The sequence below is a fragment of the Microbacterium sp. Leaf159 genome (assembly GCF_001423615.1).
Taxonomy (GTDB): domain Bacteria; phylum Actinomycetota; class Actinomycetes; order Actinomycetales; family Microbacteriaceae; genus Microbacterium.
This window is the reverse complement of the sequence record NZ_LMOU01000001.1, coordinates 1302680-1320443: the sequence shown is the minus strand read 5'-3', so window position 1 is coordinate 1320443 and position 17764 is coordinate 1302680. Positions and strand designations below refer to the sequence as shown.

Sequence of the window (17764 nt, the reverse complement as noted above, 5' to 3'; positions counted from 1 at the left end):
GGAATTGCCCGTCGTCGATAGGTTGGACGGATGATGCAGCACTCGAAGGGCGGATCCTCGGAAGCATCCGGGGAGGCACGGCGGTTCGCCGCCCTGGGAGCCCCGCCGGCCGCATGGTCGGCACCAGGAGCGCGCGCCCCACGTCGACCGGTGGGGAAGGATCCCTGGTCGCGGTTCGGCTGGCTGATGGCCGTGATCTGGCTGGTCTTCCTCGTCTATCCGGTGCTGGCGCTGCTGCGCTCCGAGGCGCCGTCCGCGTGGATCGTCGTGGGCTGGATCGCGCTGATCGCCTTCGTGGTGCTGTACGTCACCGGCTTCATGCACGGGATGCGCGGCGGGGGTGGGTTGGGGCGACCGCCGTCTGCGCGGCAGTGGGTCACGTTCGCGCTCCTCATCGTCTGCGCGCTGATCTCCGTGCCCGCAGAAGGCGGCTCCGCGCTCAGCTTCCTTCCGTTCATCATGTCGTTCGCCTCCTACGGGCTGACGCGTGTGTGGCACTGGATCACGACGGTCGCCGCCCTGACGGTCGCGGCGCTGTGCGTCTTCCTGCTCCCCGGAGGCCTCAGCTATCTGTCGGTGCTGGCGATCATCGGACTGCTGGGCGTCGTCAACACGGTGTCGACCTGGCTCATCATCCGCTCGGGAGAGGCCGAGCAGCTCGGACTCGAGTTGGCGACGAGTGCGGGGCGCGAAGCCGTCGCACGCGACGTGCACGACCTGATCGGCCACTCGCTGACGGTCGTCGGTCTCAAGGCGCAGCTCGTGCGCCGCCTCATGGACTCCGATCCGGAGCGCGCGAAGGCGGAGCTCGCCGACATCGAGCGGCTGACAGCGGAGGCGATCGCCGGGGTGAGGTCGTCGGTGTCCGGTGCGCGGGCGACGACGCTCGTCGAGCAGCTCGCGTCGTCTCGGGACTCGCTCCGCGCGGCCGACATCGACCTGCGGGTTCATGGCGAGGCCGATGCCCTCTCACCGGTGCAGGCGATCACCGCGAGTTGGATCCTGCGTGAGGCGACGACCAATGCGCTGCGTCATTCGCAGGCCCGCACGGTGGGAGTGCTGTTGGCGCCCGGGCGGCTGGTGGTCGACGACGACGGGATCGGCATGCCTGAAGGCGCAGGTGAAGGCGCGGGCAACGGCATCCGTGGCATGCGCGAGCGTGCGGCGGCAGCAGGAGCCGGCTTCGTGATCGCCGGAGCTCGTGACGCCGAACGCTCGGGGACCAGAGTGGAGGTGACCTGGTGACGACCGCGAGCGAGGGCGCAGGCATTCGTCTGCTGATCGCCGACGATCAGGCGCTGGTGCGCGGCGCACTGGGGGCGCTGCTCGACCTCGAGCCCGACCTCACCGTGATCGGCATGGCATCAGATGGAGCGGAGGCGCTGCGGCTCGCGGAGGAGCTGCGGCCGGATGTGTGTCTGATGGACATCCAGATGCCGGGCATGGACGGCGTGGAGGCGACGCGTCGGGTCCGCGAGGCGAGCCCGACGACGAAGATCCTCATCGTGACCACTTTCGCTCGCCCCGGATATCTGCGGTCGGCCTTGGATGCCGGAGCCAGCGGGTTCATCGTGAAGGACACCCCTGCCGAGCAGCTGGCGGAGGCGGTGCGTCGGGTGCATCGAGGCGTGCGCGTGCTCGATCCGGCGCTCGCCGCAGACAGCCTGTTCGACGGTGCGAACCCACTGAGCGAGCGGGAGCGCCAGGTGCTCCGTCTCGCTGCGGACGGCCGATCGGCCGCTGCCGTCGCGGCCGAGGTGTTCCTGTCTGCGGGCACCGTGCGAAATCACCTCTCCGCGGCGATCGGGAAGACGGGCGCGGCGAACCGCGCGCAGGCCGTGCGGATCGCGCTCGACAAGGGCTGGATCTGACGCTCATCCCTCCGCGGCGGATGCGGCACGCGCGTGCTGCGCCGCTGCCTGCTTCTGCCGGGCGAGCCAGGTGTGGTCGGCGATCGCAGCTCGGAGTTCGGTGGTGTAGTCCTTTCCGTCGTCGGGGTATCGACGGAGGTTCCGCAGATGGAAGGGTGATTCTTCCCGATGGGGTCCGGTGCTGTCGATGCGCCGGGCGAGCTCGGTGAGGGTGTCGCGGCCCGCTTCGCGGTACTGGCGGCGCTCGGCGTCATCCAAGCGGATCAGGCACGAGTCGTCGAGGATCGAGCTGATCGTGTACCGGGAGTCGAGGTACAGGTCGCCGTGCTGTTCGACCAGAAACCACGATCCGGGCTCATGGTCGACGTAGCGCATCGCCTCTCGCGCCGCGGCGATGCGAGCGGCGTCGCCCCATCGCTCGACGGGAGGGATCGCTTCGTGGGGTCGTCGCAGTGCGGCATCCAGAGGGTGATGGCTGAACGTCGGTGAGGAGTCGCGATACAGGGTGAGACATGCGACCCGACCGCACGCGGTGCAGGTGACCTGGCTCTCCACCCGCTCCAAGAGGGCGGAGGCGTGCAGGGGGCGGAGGTCGGCGAGGGGCACCGGCCCGTCCTTGCTCGTGAGCACTCCTGCCTCGAGGCCGTGGACGAGACGGTGGATCGTGCCGTCCAGATCGAAAAGACCGTCCTCGGCGTGTGCGATCAACTCGCGGCACACCGGGCAGCCGTCGTGGGCCGGACGGCACGTGTCCTTCGGGTCATCCACGGTGAAGGCCACCCGCTGCAGGTCACCGGCTCGGCGGCCCCCGTACTTCACGAACTCCGGGCGCAGATACGCGGCCTCGAGCACGAAGTAGCGGTCGCCCTCTGCGAACCTCCACGGGACGTCGAAGCTCGCTCTGAAGTCGGCGAACGTCGCGCTGTTGCCGATCCCGGGGATCCACTCGGCCACGTCGAGTCCCCGCGGGGCGAACGACGTGGGTGTGAGGTGCAGGATCACGGCGAAGACCGCGTCGTCATGCAGCACGATCTCCCCACCGGATCCGAATCGCAGGTGCTGCGAGAGCACGACCGGCTCCCCGATCCGATACGCGGCGATCTCTGCAGGTGCGGTGCCGAACGCGGCGATCAGATCTCTCACGGCGAGGTCGCCCTGCGGCTTGCCGAGTGCCTCGATGATCAGCTGCATCCGGTCATGCTCTCGTCGTCGCGTCACCGGACCAGTATCCGTCACCGATGAGCACGCGCGCGGTCAGTCATCGGGGTTCGGGATACGCCACCGCTCTGGCGGGTGTCGGAAGCCCCGCGTAGCCTGAGGGCCGATGGGCGCCGACGCCCACAGCGAGGAGCGCATGATGACTTGGAAGATCGAGCTCATCTTCGTGCCGGTGACCGACGTCGACCGCTCGAAGGAGTTCTACACGAAGATCGGATTCAACCCCGACCACGACCAGGTTCCGTACGAGGGTCTGCGCTTCGTGCAGATGACTCCGCCGGGGTCCGCCTGCTCGATAGCCTTCGGCACGGGGCTCGAGATTCCTCTCGAGCCGGGGCAGCAGAAGACGATCCAGGTGGTGGTGCCGAACGCCGATGAGGCCAAGGCACAGCTCGAAGCCGTGGGCGTGACGACCAAGGGCGTCGAAGACCTGGGCTGGGGGCGCTTCGTTTGGTTCGACGACCCGGACGGCAACACCTGGACACTTCAGGAGCTGCCGGACTACAGCGCGCAGGCCTGACGCGGCGGGAGACCCGAGGTCAGCGTGCGGCGATCGTGCGCAGGGCCTCTGGCGCCCCCTCCGGAAAGAGCACGCGGACGCCGGACTCGATGTCCGCGAGGGGCACCCAGCGCACAGGACTGCCCTCATCGAGGATGCGGAGCTCTGCGTCGAGAGGCACGGCATCGAGCGCTGCGGACGACACTGCGAAGACGTGGGCGATCTCGTGCCCGGGTTCGCCCTCGTACGTGAAGATGTTCTCGAAGACGCCGAGCGGCTCGGCGCCCTCGAGCTCGACGCCGAGCTCTTCCATGAACTCTCGCCGGAGCGCCTCCACCGCCGTCTCACCGAACTCGATCCCCCCGCCGATCGCACGGAGGAAGTCGAGTCCGCGTGAGCGGTCGTGTCCTTCGAGGGCGAGCAGATGCCCGTCCTTCACGGGGAGGCCGACGGCGATGTTGCGGATGGCAGGCATCCCGGAAGGCTAACGCAGGAGCATAGGCGCGGGGCTCATGACAGGCGGAACGCGCCGCCGGACACCACGACGCCGCCGGTCGGCGGGATCGTCACGCTGAGCAGGCTCGGCCTGCGCACGTGCGCGCCCTGATGGATCCGGACACTGTGCTCCTGGTGCCCCAGGTCCCGCAGGTACGCGCCGACGGATGCCGCCGCTGATCCCGTCGCCGGGTCTTCGGTGATGCGACCGACCGGGAACAGGTTGCGCGCGTCGAAGTCCGCAGGACCCACCGCGTGCAGCACCGTCACGGTGCCGAGCCACCCCTGTTCGCGCATGAGGGCGGCGACGTCGGCGGGGGAGAAGCGGAACTGATCGAACAGCTCTCGGTCACGGAGAGTGATGACCGGATGCCAATTGCCGGCGAACGCCTCCTTCGGAGGGAAGCGTTCGTCGAGGTCCGCGAGCTCGATGCTCAGCAGTCTCAAGAGCCTCTCGAGCACCGACGCGTCGAGATCGCGCACCTGGGGCTCGACGCTCGTGAACGACACGGTGATGCGACCGCCTGTGTCGGCGACCGACCGCAGCGTGACGGCGCCGGCATCCGTGTCGAAGACCACGTCGCCGACACCGTCGCGCTCGGCGAGGGCGACGGCGGTCGCGACCGTCGCGTGACCGCAGAACGGCACTTCGGCAGCAGGTGACCAATAGCGCACCCGATAACGCGGAACCGGTGCATCCGCGGCCCGGCCGACGATGAACGCGGTCTCGGAATATCCGACGTCGGCGGCGATGCGCTGCATCCGCTCGTCGGTCATGCCGCCTGCGTCGAGGACGACCCCTGCAGGATTCCCTCCGGCGGGGGTCGCCGCGAAGGCGCTGTAGCGCAGGACGTCGAGGTCATCGGTCATGACGAGGAGCCTAGCGACCGGATGGCCTCACGAGTTCACGCGGATGATCTCCTGCTGGTACGGCGCGATCACGTCGCCCGAGATGCGGAGGTCGAGCAGGAGGAATCGTCGCGTCGCGGCATCCTCGAGTGCCCAGGTGCTGAGCCGATCGAGATCCGCGAGTGTCTTCACGACGACGCCCTCGGCTCCGACAGCAGCGCCGAATGCGGCGAAGTCGACCTCGGGAATCCGCATCGGCCCCTCTGCGAGTCCCTTGAGGCCGTAGAGGTTGACCTCGGCGCCGTACGCCGCGTCGTTCCAGATCACCGCGATGCCACGGCCCTGGGCGGCACGGACGGCTGACTCGAGGTCGGCGATCGCCATCAGGCCGCCGCCGTCGCCCGACGTCAGCACGACGGTCGACTCGCGGCGGGCGAGGGCCGCACCGACGACACTCGGCCAGCCCTGTCCGATCGACTGGAAGGCGGTGCCGACCATCATCATGCGATCGGGTGCCGCGACCGGCCAGTACATGTTCGCCCAGCCGATGAAGTGCCCGCCGTCGGAGACGACGACACGGTCGCTGGGCAGCAGCTCGGCGATGCGGCGTGCGGCAGATCGGGGATCCAGGCGACCGTCCGCGGCGAGGTCGTCGCCCTCGTCGTACGTGCGTGCCACAGCGACGTCGACGGTCTCGCGCCACGGCCTTCCCGGCACAGCTTCGGATGCAGGCCGCGACTCGCCGTCCGCGAGTCCTGATGTCTCGGTGTGGCGTGCCTCAGCTCCGAAGTTGTGCTCGGCAGGGGCGATCTCGGGACCTGAACCGGAGACGAGGGAGCCGACGCGCGTGACGAGCTCCTCGGCTGCGAGGCGGGCGTCCGCACGGACGAAGCCGCCGACGTGAGGATGCGTGGCAGCCGGGGCGATGTCGATCTGGAAGACGCGGGTGCCCGGAGCGAAGAGCTCGCCGAAGCGCATCGTGAACTGGTTGAGGGAGGCGCCGAACACGACCGCGACGTCAGCGCTGCGCACGAGATCCATGGCACCGTCGGCACCGAATCCGCCGGTGACGCCGAGGTCGTACTGCGACTCGGGGAACACGCCGCGACCGAGGGCCGACGATGCGGTCAGGGCACCGGTCTGGCTGGCGAGCTCGCCCAGCGCCTCACCGGCACCTGCCAGCCAGGCGCCACGGCCGGCGAGCAGGAACGGGCGGGATGCTCCGGCCAGCGCCGAGGCGATCTCACCCAGCGTGCCCTCGGCGAACTCGCCGCGAGGAGCGAGCGGCGCGGGGAGGCGGGGCGCCGGCGCCTCGGGCACAGCACCGGCCTCGAGCGCGGCCACGTCGTAGGGGATGGCCAGGACGACCGGCACGCGGTAGGTCAGCGCGTGCTCGATCGCGATCACGGTGGTCGCGGCGGCATCCGCGCGACCGACCGTATATGTGCGGGCGCCGACGGCCGAGGCGAGTGCGATCTGATCGACGTCCCACGGGCGAGGACCGGAGGTCGGCTCATCGCCGACCACGAGCACGAGCGGCACATGGGCCTGCACGGCCTCGGCGAGCGCCGTGAGCGTGTTCGTGAAGCCCGCGCCGTAGGTCGAGGTTCCGGCGGCGATGCGTCCGGAGGCCCGGAAGTGCGCGTCGGCCGCGACGACTGCGCCCTGCTCGTGGCGGACTGCCGTGAAGACCGCATCCGTCTGGGTCTCGATGGCGTCGAGGAAGTAGGCGTTGCCGTTGCCCATCACACCGAAGACGGCGTCGATGTGCTGGGCGAGGGTGTGGGCGACGTGCGCGGAGACGGTGGGCATGGGGAAGCCTTTCGAGACAGGGACGGAGAACGTGCGATTCCGTATGTGTCTCGCCCCCGCGTCATCGTGGGGTGCTTCGTGCCTCTTTTTCAGGCACCGGCGACAGAGAGCGCCGGACGAGTCGATCCTACAGCCGTGAGCGCTGTCGCGGCTCCGTCTTTCGCGCGTAACACCGCCGAAACGGTGACAGGGAAACATGCGGTCATGGAGTCGCTGTTCAACGGATACACCTCGCGCCGATCACCGAAGCGGGCGGGGGCCGCGCCGTGGGATGAGATGTTCCCCGCGGATGCGGCACCAGGGGGCGAGGGCGTCCGCCTTCCCTATAAGGACATGTACCCGGCGCTCGCACGCATGGACGACGCGGAGCTCCGGGCTCGCACGGATGCGCTCGCGAGCTCGTATCTCGCGCAGGGAGTGACGTTCGACTTCGCAGGCGAGGAGCGTCCGTTCCCTCTCGACGTGGTTCCTCGGGTGATCGCCGCCGACGACTGGACGCTGGTCGAATCCGGCGTGAAGCAGCGCGTCCGGGCGCTCGAGGCGTTCCTGGCTGACGCCTACGGGCCACAGCTGGCGGTGCAGGACGGGGTGATCCCCGCGCCGCTGATCAGCTCGTCCTCGCACTTCCATCGTCAGGCGGCGGGCATCGTGGGCGCGAATGGCGTGCGCATCCACGTGGCGGGCATCGACGTCATCCGCGATGAGGCGGGAGCCTGGCGGGTGCTCGAGGACAACGTGCGCGTGCCCAGCGGCGTCAGCTACGTGCTCGCCAACCGGCGGGTCATGGCGCAGACGCTCCCCGAGCTGTTCACGAGTCTGCGCGTGCGTCCGGTCGTCGACTATCCCGGCCACCTGCTGCAGGCTCTGCGCGCGGCAGCGCCCGCGGGCGTCGACGATCCGACGGTGGTGGTGCTGACCCCCGGCGTGCACAACTCGGCGTACTACGAGCACACGCTGCTGGCCCGCATGATGGGCATCGAACTGGTCGAGGGACGCGACCTGTTCTGCTCGGGCGGTCGCGTGTGGATGCACACCACGGCCGGTCCCACCCGCGTCGACGTGATCTACCGACGAGTCGATGACGAGTTCCTCGACCCGCAGCAGTTCCGACCGGATTCCGTGCTCGGGGCGCCGGGGCTGATGCTCGCCGCCCGGCTCGGCAATGTCACACTCGCGAACGCCATCGGCAACGGGGTCGCCGACGACAAGCTCGTCTACACGTACGTGCCCGACCTGATCCGCTACTACCTGGGGGAGGAGCCGGTGCTCCCGAACGTCGACACCTGGCGGCTCGAGGAACCGGATGCTCTCGAGGAGGTGCTCGATCGGCTCGACGAACTCGTCGTGAAGCCGGTCGACGGCTCGGGCGGCAAAGGGCTCGTCGTCGGACCGGACGCATCCCGCGAGACGCTCGACGAGCTCCGCAAGACGCTGCTCGCGGATCCGCGAGGGTGGATCGCGCAGCCCGTCGTGCAGCTGTCGACCATCCCCACTCTCGTCGAGGACGGGTTCCGCCCGCGGCACGTCGATCTGCGCCCGTTCGCCGTCAACGACGGACAGGACATCTGGGTGCTCCCCGGCGGACTCACGAGGGTGGCGCTGCCCGAGGGGCAGCTGGTCGTGAACTCCAGTCAGGGCGGAGGATCGAAGGACACCTGGGTGCTGGACCCGTCTCTGTTCACCGGACCGACGACGACCGTGACGGGAGAGCCCGATCCCGCCGCCGATGAGGTCTCTCTCGCCACGGGGGCGATCTCGATCGTGTCACCGCATCGGGAGGAGTCGCATCAGCCGTTCCTCTCCTCGCCGCAGGACGAGGACCTCGAGCTGCGTCACCACCAGCAACAGCAGCAACAGCAGCAGCAGGGGGGTGCGTCGTGCTGAGTCGTATCGCGGAGGCGCTGTTCTGGATCGGACGATACGTCGAGCGGGCGGACGGCACGGCACGCATCCTCGACGTGCACCTGCAGCTGCTGCTCGAGGATCCGTGGGTCGAGGAGGACACCGCCTGCCGTGCACTCCTCTCGGTCATGGGCACGACCGCCGATGATGACACGGTGCTGAGCCGTGACGACGTGGTGCGGCTGCTCGCGCTGGACCGGGACCACTCCGCCTCGATCGCCCACTCGATCGCCTCCGCGAGGGAGAACGCGCGCCGTGCGCGCGAGATCATCTCGACGGATCTCTGGGAGACGCTCAACGAGTCGAACGCGCGGATGCCGCGGCGGATCGCCTCCGACAAGACGCACCCGTTCTTTCGGTGGGTGCGCGATCGATCGGCGCTCGCCTTCGGGGTCGTCGACTCATCGACGAGCAGGGACGAGGCCTGGCACTTCTTCGTCCTCGGCCGCTCGATCGAGCGCGCCGACATGACTGCTCGTCTGCTGGCGACGCGGTCGCTCACAGAGGCCGGCGGACCCAGCTGGACGACACTGCTGCGCAGCTGCGGTGCCTACGAGGCCCACCTGCGCAGCCATCGGGCCGTGCCGACCGGCGCCTCCGCGGTGGAGTTCCTGCTCGTCGATCGGCTGTTCCCGCGGTCGGTGCTCTCGAGCATCCTCCAGGCCGAGGACTGCCTGCGCGGGATCGATCCCGCCGGCGCCTTCGGAACTCCGGATCGCGCCCACAGGGTGCTGGGTCGCATGCGATCCGAGTTGGAATACCGACCGATCGGCGACACCGTGCATCGTCTGTCCGAGAGCATGGAGGAGGTCCAGGTGGGAATGTCGATGGCGAGTGATGCGATCAGAGAGCGGTACTTCCCGTCGATCGCGATGCCGGTGTGGATCGGAGAGGCGCTGTGAGCCGGCTTCGGATCGTGCACCGCACGGGATTCCGCTACGAGCAGCCGGCGACGGCGTCCTACAACGAGGCGCGGATGCTGCCGCACTCGCGTGACGGGCAGTTCGTGCTGCAGGCGACTCTCGACATCTCGCCGACGGCGACGCAGCACTCGTATGCCGACTACTGGGACACGCGCGTCTCGACGTTCGAGGTGCTCACCCCGCATCAGGAGCTCTCGGTCACGGCGACCAGCGTGGTCGACGTCAGACCGCTGCCCCACGCGGGTGTCGGCATCGACTGGGATGAGCTCGCGGCTCGGATCCCGCAGTCGCTCGCGCTCGCGGAATGCGTGACGCAGACGCCGGCGACCGATCCGGACGAGGAGATGCGCGAGCTCGCGCTGCGGATCGAAGCGGAGGGCGGCGGGGTCGATGAGACGGCCTTCGAGATCTGCAAGACCGTGGGGGAGGCGATGGAGTATCGCAGCGGCGTGACCGGGGTGAGCTCCACGGCGCGCGACGCCTGGCCGACGCGCTCGGGTGTCTGTCAGGACATCGCCCACGTGGCGCTCGGCGTGCTGCGCGCGGCGGGGATCCCGGCGCGCTACGTCTCGGGGTACCTGCACCCCGACCCGACAGCTGCGATCGGTCAGCCGGTGACGGGGGAGTCGCACGCCTGGGTGGAGTGGTACTCCGGCGAGTGGCGGGGATACGACCCCACCAACCTCGTGGAGGTCGGCGAATCGCACGTCTACGTCGGGCACGGACGCGACTACACCGACGTGCCGCCGCTGCGTGGTGTGTACGCCGGCCCGAGCGTCTCGGCGCTGTTCGTGTCCGTCGAGGTCACCCGTCTCGGATGAGGGGCGGGCGTGGCCTGGAGGAGGGCGTCGGTGGGGAAGAATGAGACGATGACGGATGCTTCGATCGAGCGCGAGACGCTCACCTGGGACGGCTTCGGATCGGCGACGCGAGATCTCGCGCGCAGCATCCTCGACAGCGGCTTCATGCCCGAGGTCGTCGTGGCGATCGCCCGAGGCGGTCTGCTGCCGGCCGGCGCGATCGCCTATGGCCTCGGTGCGAAGAACTGCGGGGCGATCAACGTCGAGTTCTACACCGGCATCGGGACGGTGCTCGATGCGCCCGAGGTGCTGCCGCCCGAGCTCGACATGGCGTATCTCGACGGGAGGCGCGTGCTGCTCGTCGACGACGTCGCCGACTCGGGGCGCACCCTCGCGCTGGCCGTGCAGCTGCTCAAGGACAAGGGCGCCGATGTGCGCTCGGTCACGATCTACACGAAACCCTCCACGATCATCCAGCCCGACTACGCCTGGAAGGACACGGATCTCTGGATCAACTTCCCGTGGTCGTTCCAGGGCACCGTCCGCGAAGAGGACCTCGGGCTTGAGCCGAGCGCCTGAGCTCAGCCTCGCAGCAGCGCGCGCAGCGTCTGGATCGTGTCGGCGCCGGACGGCGTCTTGTCGGGTCGATAGCCCTTGACTCTGGCGAAACGCAGGGCGATGCCACCGGGGTAGCGAGACGATCGCTGCACGCCGTCGACGGCGATCTCGACCACGAACTCGGGGCGCAGGAACACCGTGCTCTGGGTGCGCCGTGTCTCGAGTGGCGGAAATTTCTCGGTCTGCCAGCGCAGCAGTTCGTCGGTGAGTCCCTTGAAGGTCTTGCCGACCATCACGAATCCGCCCGGCTCGCCGAACTCTCCGTCGGGATCGAGGGCGCCGAGGTGGATATTCGACAGCCACCCTCGGCGACGACCCGAACCCCACTCGGCGGCGAGCACGACGAGGTCGTACGTCAGCACGGGTTTGACCTTCACCCAGGACTTGCCGCGGCGGCCGGCCGAATAGGGAGCGTCGATGCCCTTGACGAGTACTCCCTCGTGTCCGGCTGCCAGAGCGTCACGCGACAGCTGCTCGGCGGCTGCGGGATCGTCGGTCACGATGCCGGGCATGCGCCACTCGCCCACGACCCTCTCCAGCTCGGTCAGTCGGGTCGAGAGCGGTTCGTCGAGCAGATCGCGCCCGTCGACATGCAGCACGTCGAAGAACCAGGGCCGCAGGACCAGGTCGCGCGAGACGTCGGCTCCGAACCGCGACATGGTCTCCTGGAAAGGGCGGGGGCCGCCGTCCTCATCGAGCGACAGGGTCTCGCCGTCGAGGATCAGGTCGCGAGCGGGGAGGCTTCGCACGATCTCGACGATCTCGGGCACGCGGTGCGTGATGTCGGCGAGGCTGCGGGTGTAGACGCTCACGTCGTCGCCGTGGCGGTGCACCTGGATGCGCGCACCGTCGAGCTTGTACTCGACCGAGGCGCGCCCCGTGACCTCGAGCGCAGCAGTCGGAGTGGCGGCGGTCGAGGCGAGCATCGGCAGCACCGGGCGACCGACCTGCAGGCCGACGGCCTCGAGAGCATCGGCGCTTCCGTGGAGGGCGAGCACGGCGGTCTCGCCCAGGTCGCCGGACAGCATCGCGGCACGGCGCACGCTGGCGACCGGACGATCGGAGGCGCGTGCTATCGCGTCGAGCAGGACACCGCCGAGTGCACCGGTGCGCAACTCCCCGAGCATCGCGCGCGACAGGAAGTCCCATTCGCCGGTGGTGGCGCGGCTGGCGAGGACGGAGAGGAGGCCGCTCCGTGCGGACGCAGATCCTGAGCCCGACGCATGGGTCAGGGTCTCGAACGCGTCGTCGACATCGCTGATCGACAGCGACGGTGCATCGGCGTGTTGCACGTCGAGAGCTGAGATGCCTCGCCAGCCCACGCCGAGGCGCCCCTGACGAGGCGACGCGAGAAGCAGTCCGACCAGGGCGGGGACGTCCTCCGCATCAGCGCGCGCGAGCAGCTGCGACAGCGCATCGATCTTGGCGAGCCGCGATGAGGTCGCGGTGACGGTGTCTGCGGTGGTGACGAGCTCCGAGAGCAACATGCATGCAGTCTCGCATCGGCATCCGACATCGACGACGGCCTTGCTTTCGCCCGTCGAGCCGCAGTATGAACGTCGGCTCAGCGCCCGCGGAACTCCGGTTTCCGCTTCTCCTGGAACGCCGCGAAGCCCTCGCGATAGTCATCGGTGTCGCAGAGGGCTGCCTGCGCGGCGTTCTCGATCTCGATCGAGTCCCAGAGAGCGAGGCGCTCGTCGCGAATCCGGGCCACCAGCTGCTTGCTCGCGAGGAAGGCGGCGGTGGCTCCGCGCGCTGCGGTGGCTGCGGCATCCGTCGTCGTCTGCAGCACCTCGTCGTCGGGCAGGACGCGTGAGAACAGCCCCGACGTCACAGCCTCTGCGCCGGTCATCAATCGCCCCGTATAGATGAGGTCGAGCGTCTTGTGCGCTCCGAGCCGCTCGATGAACAGCGCATGGCCTCCGGAATCGAGTGTGGCCCCGAGCGCGGCGAACGGCGAGCCGATCTTCGCCGACTCCGCGACATAGACGACGTCCGTGGCGATCAGGAGTCCGAGTCCGACGCCCAGGCATGCGCCGTGCGCGACCGCGAAGGTCGGCGAGGGGAAGCGCGACATCCTCTGCAACAGCGGCGTGACGAGGCCGCCGAGATAGCCGATCACGTCATCGTCGCGCGGGTCCACCGCCGAGATGTCGCGGCCGGCGCAGAACGCGCGTCCCTCGCCGCGCAGCACGAGTGCACGAACGCCTGCGGCATCGGCCTCGTCGTAGGCGCGGCCGAGATCGCGAAGCGCCTGCTCGTCGAGCGAGTTCAGCTTCGACGGTGCGTTCAGGACGACCGTCGCGACGTCGTCCTCGATGGTGAGATCGATCATCGGATGCTCCTCAGACGTCGTAGTCGACGACGACGCGGTCGCTCGTCGGGTGGGACTGGCAGGTCAGCACGTAGCCGCGGTCGAGCTCGTCGGGCTCGAGGGCATAGTTCTCGGTCATGGTCACACTGCCCTCGAGGACTCGTGCGCGGCACGTACCGCAGACGCCGCCCGCGCAGGCGAACGGGGCGTCGGGGCGCACCCGCAGTGCGGCGTTCAACACGGACTCATGCGCATCGACGGGGCTCTCGGCGGTCGAGGAGACGCCGTCGAGGTTGACCTCGATCCGGATCGTCTTCTCTCCGGCTCGCACCTGGACCGGGCGTGCTGCACGCACCGGCTCATCGCCGGTCGTGAAGAGCTCGAATCGGATGTGCTCCCGCGGCACCCCCACATCGGCGAGCACCTCTCGGCACAGGTCGACGAGCGAGAGCGGGCCGCACAGGAACCACTCGTCGACGTCGGTCGGGTCGATCAGCATGCCCAGGATCGTCCGCAGCTTCTCCTCGTCGATCCGGCCGGACAGCACCGGCGCCGTGCGCTGCTCGCGGGAGAGCACATGGTGCAGCGTCAGGCGAGTCGGGTATCGGTCCTTCAGATCGGCGAGGTCCTCGAGGAACATCACGTCGAGTGTCGAGCGGTTCGTGTACAGGAGCGTGAAACGCGAGGTCTCGGAGCGGGTCAGTACGGTGTGCGCGAGAGCCATGAGCGGTGTGATTCCCGAGCCCGCGGCGATGCCGACGACGTGGCGCTGATCGAGGTCGTCCAGGCCCGAGGTGAACGTGCCCTGCGGGCTCATCACGTCGATCTCGAAGCCCGGGTGCAGGCCCGTCTGCGCCCACGTGGAGAACAGACCGCCCTCGTCGCGCTTCACAGCGACGCTCAGCCGGGTCGGCATTCCGGCCGCGATCTGCTCATCCGTGCGATGCTCGGGGGCCCGACACAGAGAGTACGACCGGCGCACCTCGGTGCCCTCGAGCGTCGTGCGCAGCGCCACGTACTGGCCGGGCTGGTGGTCGTAGTCTTCGGCCAGGTCGGCGGGGACGGTGAAGGTCACCTCGACCGAGTCGTCGGTGAGCGGCCGCACCTCTTCGACGGCCAGCGTATGGAAGCGTGCGCGCTTCTTCGTCGTCGACGCGGCTCGGTGAGCGGCGGCCGCCGGAGCGATGCCGGGGGAGGCGAACAGTGACATCAGTGCACCTTGAAGTGGTCGAAGGGCTCGAGGCACGCACGGCATTCGAACAGTGCCTTGCACGAGGTGGATCCGAAGCGAGAGACCTCGCGGGTGTCCAGCGATCCGCACCGGGGGCAGCGCACGCTGATCGCCAGGCGGATCGGGCCGGATGAGATGGCCGAGCGTCCGGACGGCGGGGCGATGCCGTACTGCGACAGCTTCTGCTTGCCGGCATCCGACATCCAGTCCGTCGTCCACGCGGGCGAGAGCACGAGTCGCACTTCGACGTTCTCATAGCCGGCGGCGGTCAGGGCCAGGATGACGTCGTCGCGGATCGTGTCCATCGCCGGGCATCCGCTGTAGGTCGGCGTGATGTCGACCGTGACCCTGTCGCCGTCGACCGCGACGGCGCGGAGCACACCGAGATCCTCGATCGTGAGCACCGGCACCTCGGGGTCGGCGACGGCCGCGGCGATCCGCCAGGCTGTCGCCTGCGCATCGGTGTGCAGCGTGCCGTTCACCACGATGCTCCCGGATGGCGCCGGGCGAGCACCTGCATCTCGGCGAGCAGATGGCCGAGCGGTGTCGCGTGAGCGCCGCGTCTGCCGCCTGCGGAGGATGCCGAGACGGCAGGTGTCTCGAGCTCCTCCTCGGCGAGCACGGTGTTCACGACCGCGTCGAAACCGGGGCGCAGCGTCGACGGCCGCGCAGCGGCATCGCCGAGCCGATCGATCAGGGGCTCATCGCGGAAGAGCTCGTCGACGTAGGGCCAGACATCGCCCAGCGCGCGGACGATACGCCGCCTCGACTCGTCGGTGCCCCCGGCGAGGCGAAGCACCCACTGCACTGCGTGGTCGCGGTGGTAATCGACCTCTTTGAGCGACTTCTCGGCGATCGCCGCGAAAGTCGGGTCGGTGCTCTCCCGCAGGGCGGAGTAGAGCTCGAACATGTAGGTCGACACGACGAACTGACGCGCGATCGTCTGCGCGAAGTCGCCGTTGGGCTGCTCGACGATCCACGCGCTGCGGAAGTCGGGCTCGTCGCGGAAGTACGCGAGGTCGTCTTCGGAGCGCCCATCGTACGACCCCGCGAAGTGCAGGAACGAGCGGGCATGGCCGAGCAGGTCGAGGGCGATGTTCCCGAGCGCGACGTCCTCTTCGAGCTCCGGCGCGCGCGCGATCCACTCGCCGAGCTGCTGAGAGAGGATCAGTGCGTCGTCGCCGAGCCACAGCGCGTACTCGGCGATGTCGGCGGATGCTGCGGCGGAGCCGGTTCCGGTGAGCTCCTCGCTCAGTCGCAGCTCGTCGACCGAGACGTCACCGTGGATATCAGCGTGGATGTCGCCGTGGATGTCTGCGTGGATGTCGTTCACAGGTGCGGCACCCCTTCGGAGGCCGTGTAGTACACGGCATGCCGGTAGTTCTTGCCCGCGGGGCTCTCGAAGTAGGCGCCCTTGGCATCGGGGTCGCTTGTGGTGATCGCATCCGCCGGAACGGCCCAGATAGACACGCCCTCGCCGCGGCGCGTGTAGAGGTCGCGGGCGTTGCGGATCGCCATGTCGGCATCCGGGGCATGCAGGGATCCGACATGCACGTGGCTCAGCCCGCGGTTCGCGCGGACGAAGACCTCCCAGAGGGGCCACGGTTCGCGTTCGTCGGCCCCCGGCGTCGCCATCATGCCACCGCCTTCGTCTTCAGCGCCTGCTTGCGGGCGTACTCGGCCGCGGCCTCACGCACCCACGCGCCCTCCTCGTGCGCCGTGCGGCGGCGCTCGAGTCGTTCGGCGTTGCACGGACCGTTGCCGCGCAGCACCTCGAAGAACTCGTCCCAGTCGATCTCGCCGATGACGTACTGCCCTGTCTCGTCATCGAAGCGCAGATCGGGGTCGGGCAGGGTGACGCCGAGGATCTCGGCCTGCGGCACGAGCATCCCGACGAAGCGCTGGCGCAGCTCGTCATTGGTGAAGCGCTTGATCTTCCACTTCATCGACTGAGCCGAGTTGGGGGACTGGTCATCCGGCGGTCCGAACATCGCCAGGCTCGGCCAGTACCAGCGGTTCACCGCATCCTGTGCCATCTGCCTCTGTTCGTCGGTGCCCTGCATCAGGGAGAGCAGGATCTCGAAGCCCTGGCGCTGGTGGAACGACTCCTCTTTGCACACGCGCACCATCGCGCGGCCGTAGGGCCCGTATGACGCGCGGCACAGCGGAACCTGGTTGACGATCGCAGCGCCGTCGACGAGCCATCCGATCGCGCCCATGTCGGCCCAGGTGGGGGTCGGGTAATTGAAGATCGACGAGTACTTGGCCTTGCCGCTGATGAGCTGGTCCATCATCTCGTCGCGCGTGATCCCGAGGGTCTGCGCTGCGGAGTAGAGATAGAGCCCGTGACCGGCCTCGTCCTGCACCTTCGCCATCAGGATCGCCTTGCGCTTGAGGCTCGGGGCTCGGGTGATCCAGTTGCCCTCCGGCTGCATGCCGATGATCTCCGAGTGCGCATGCTGCGAGATCTGACGGATCAGGGTCTTGCGGTAGGCCTCGGGCATCCAGTCGCGAGGCTCGATGCGCTGCTCGTTCGCGATGAGCTCGTCGAACAGGCGCTCGTCAGCGGAGAGCTCGTCTTCGACGAGGGAGAGATCTGCGGGGCTGGTCATCATCGACTCCTCGGTGTCCGATCGGCTTTACTGACCGGTCGTTAGGTAATTCTGACACGGAGGTCGTCGGTTCGCAAGGCGAAGGGCTCAACGAGAGCGCGACACGAGGTCGAGAAGAGCTCTGCCGTAGGCCTCAGAAGGATCGGGATGCTCGAATCTCAGCGCCTCGCCGGCGATCTCCACCTCGACGACAAAGGCGTCGGCGACACGGGTCAGCGCGCGGAAGGTGCCCCGCAGCAGCTCGCGCAGCTGGTCCTCGCGCGGAAGCCAGACCGCATCGGCGAGGGTGACGGCATCAAGCGCCCACTCGGTCGTGCCGTTGAACGCCAGATCCGTGCCGCTGGGCGTCTGACGAGCTTCGATCGTCATCTCGCTGACCGTGAAGACGTCGGCCTCGGCTTCGAGTTCGACCTCGTCCGGCAGATCGAGCTGGAACCGATCGCCCTCGGCCGGATGCCACACGAGACCGGCGTCGCGCAGGGATACGGCCAGTTCGCGGGTGATCATCGTTCCACGCTAGACGACGCGATCGGGTGCAGGGGCGTTCTGCGTGTGGGGAACGGCCCCCTGGCGTCGGTGGCATGAGGGCCTGACGTCGGTGGCATGAGGCCCTGACGTCG

General features: G+C 68.7%; 19 protein-coding genes. 7 read left to right on the top strand and 12 right to left on the bottom strand.

Features of this window, described 5'->3' with window-relative positions:
• The first annotated feature begins 30 nt into the window (after positions 1–30).
• The gene (locus ASF80_RS06345; RefSeq protein WP_056308988.1) at positions 31–1245 is read left to right on the top strand and encodes a histidine kinase; all 1215 of its coding nucleotides are present in this window, start codon (positions 31–33) and stop codon (positions 1243–1245) included.
• Positions 1242–1871, top strand: coding sequence for a response regulator transcription factor (locus ASF80_RS06340; protein WP_056308987.1), 630 nt, complete (start codon positions 1242–1244; stop codon positions 1869–1871). Before ASF80_RS06345 ends, ASF80_RS06340 begins: the two co-directional genes overlap by 4 nt.
• Before the next feature lie 3 nt (positions 1872–1874).
• Here ASF80_RS06340 and ASF80_RS06335 read toward each other — a convergent pair whose 3' ends face one another.
• The gene (locus ASF80_RS06335) at positions 1875–3089 is read right to left on the bottom strand and encodes a hypothetical protein (RefSeq protein ID WP_157520985.1); all 1215 of its coding nucleotides are present in this window, start codon (positions 3087–3089) and stop codon (positions 1875–1877) included.
• Positions 3090–3228: 139 nt separating this feature from the next.
• Here ASF80_RS06335 and ASF80_RS06330 point away from each other — a divergent pair, with 139 nt between their 5' ends.
• Entirely contained in the window at positions 3229–3609 is a 381-nt protein-coding gene (locus ASF80_RS06330; protein WP_056311863.1) for a VOC family protein, read from the top strand.
• 19 nt (positions 3610–3628) lie between these two features.
• Here ASF80_RS06330 and ASF80_RS06325 read toward each other — a convergent pair whose 3' ends face one another.
• From ASF80_RS06325 to ASF80_RS06315, 3 genes are read right to left on the bottom strand one after another with little or no spacing between them, the layout of a single operon-like run.
• Positions 3629–4063, bottom strand: a complete 435-nt coding sequence (locus ASF80_RS06325) for an NUDIX hydrolase (RefSeq protein ID WP_056308983.1) — start codon at positions 4061–4063, stop codon at positions 3629–3631.
• Between the two features lie 35 nt (positions 4064–4098).
• Positions 4099–4953: a PhzF family phenazine biosynthesis protein gene (locus tag ASF80_RS06320; RefSeq protein ID WP_056308981.1), complete on the bottom strand. Its 855-nt coding sequence runs from the start codon at positions 4951–4953 to the stop codon at positions 4099–4101.
• Between the two features lie 27 nt (positions 4954–4980).
• A complete protein-coding gene (locus ASF80_RS06315; RefSeq protein ID WP_056308978.1) occupies positions 4981–6744 on the bottom strand; it encodes a thiamine pyrophosphate-binding protein in 1764 nt (587 codons plus the stop codon).
• A 204-nt stretch (positions 6745–6948) separates the two neighbouring features.
• Here ASF80_RS06315 and ASF80_RS06310 point away from each other — a divergent pair, with 204 nt between their 5' ends.
• From ASF80_RS06310 to ASF80_RS06295, 4 genes are read left to right on the top strand one after another with little or no spacing between them, the layout of a single operon-like run.
• Complete coding sequence (locus ASF80_RS06310) at positions 6949–8628, top strand: circularly permuted type 2 ATP-grasp protein (protein ID WP_056308976.1); 1680 nt, start codon at positions 6949–6951, stop codon at positions 8626–8628.
• On the top strand, positions 8622–9548 hold the full coding sequence (locus ASF80_RS06305; protein WP_056308973.1) for an alpha-E domain-containing protein: 927 nt from the start codon (positions 8622–8624) through the stop codon (positions 9546–9548). Before ASF80_RS06310 ends, ASF80_RS06305 begins: the two co-directional genes overlap by 7 nt.
• Complete coding sequence (locus ASF80_RS06300) at positions 9545–10390, top strand: transglutaminase family protein (protein WP_056308971.1); 846 nt, start codon at positions 9545–9547, stop codon at positions 10388–10390. Before ASF80_RS06305 ends, ASF80_RS06300 begins: the two co-directional genes overlap by 4 nt.
• Positions 10391–10438: 48 nt before the next feature.
• The gene (locus ASF80_RS06295; RefSeq protein WP_056311861.1) at positions 10439–10948 is read left to right on the top strand and encodes a phosphoribosyltransferase; all 510 of its coding nucleotides are present in this window, start codon (positions 10439–10441) and stop codon (positions 10946–10948) included.
• A 2-nt stretch (positions 10949–10950) separates the two neighbouring features.
• Here the strand turns inward: ASF80_RS06295 and ASF80_RS06290 are convergent, their stop codons facing one another.
• From ASF80_RS06290 to ASF80_RS06255, 8 genes are all read right to left on the bottom strand, one after another.
• Positions 10951–12474, bottom strand: coding sequence for an ATP-dependent DNA ligase (locus ASF80_RS06290; RefSeq protein WP_056308969.1), 1524 nt, complete (start codon positions 12472–12474; stop codon positions 10951–10953).
• Between the two features lie 77 nt (positions 12475–12551).
• Positions 12552–13322, bottom strand: a complete 771-nt coding sequence (locus ASF80_RS06285) for an enoyl-CoA hydratase/isomerase family protein (protein ID WP_056308967.1) — start codon at positions 13320–13322, stop codon at positions 12552–12554.
• 10 nt (positions 13323–13332) lie between these two features.
• On the bottom strand, positions 13333–14511 hold the full coding sequence (paaE, locus tag ASF80_RS06280) for a 1,2-phenylacetyl-CoA epoxidase subunit PaaE (RefSeq protein WP_056308961.1): 1179 nt from the start codon (positions 14509–14511) through the stop codon (positions 13333–13335).
• On the bottom strand, positions 14511–15014 hold the full coding sequence (gene paaD / locus ASF80_RS06275; protein ID WP_235559899.1) for a 1,2-phenylacetyl-CoA epoxidase subunit PaaD: 504 nt from the start codon (positions 15012–15014) through the stop codon (positions 14511–14513). The genes paaE and paaD overlap by 1 nt, the downstream gene beginning before the upstream one ends.
• The gene (gene paaC / locus ASF80_RS06270; RefSeq protein ID WP_056308956.1) at positions 15011–15865 is read right to left on the bottom strand and encodes a 1,2-phenylacetyl-CoA epoxidase subunit PaaC; all 855 of its coding nucleotides are present in this window, start codon (positions 15863–15865) and stop codon (positions 15011–15013) included. Before paaC ends, paaD begins: the two co-directional genes overlap by 4 nt.
• Entirely contained in the window at positions 15862–16167 is a 306-nt protein-coding gene (gene paaB / locus ASF80_RS06265) for a 1,2-phenylacetyl-CoA epoxidase subunit PaaB (protein WP_056308954.1), read from the bottom strand. Before paaB ends, paaC begins: the two co-directional genes overlap by 4 nt.
• Positions 16167–17144 (bottom strand): 1,2-phenylacetyl-CoA epoxidase subunit PaaA, encoded by a 978-nt coding sequence (paaA, locus tag ASF80_RS06260; protein ID WP_056308951.1) that lies wholly within the window; start codon positions 17142–17144, stop codon positions 16167–16169. The genes paaB and paaA overlap by 1 nt, the downstream gene beginning before the upstream one ends.
• An 87-nt stretch (positions 17145–17231) precedes the next feature.
• Positions 17232–17651, bottom strand: coding sequence for a hypothetical protein (locus tag ASF80_RS06255; RefSeq protein ID WP_056308949.1), 420 nt, complete (start codon positions 17649–17651; stop codon positions 17232–17234).
• Positions 17652–17764: the final 113 nt, after the last annotated feature.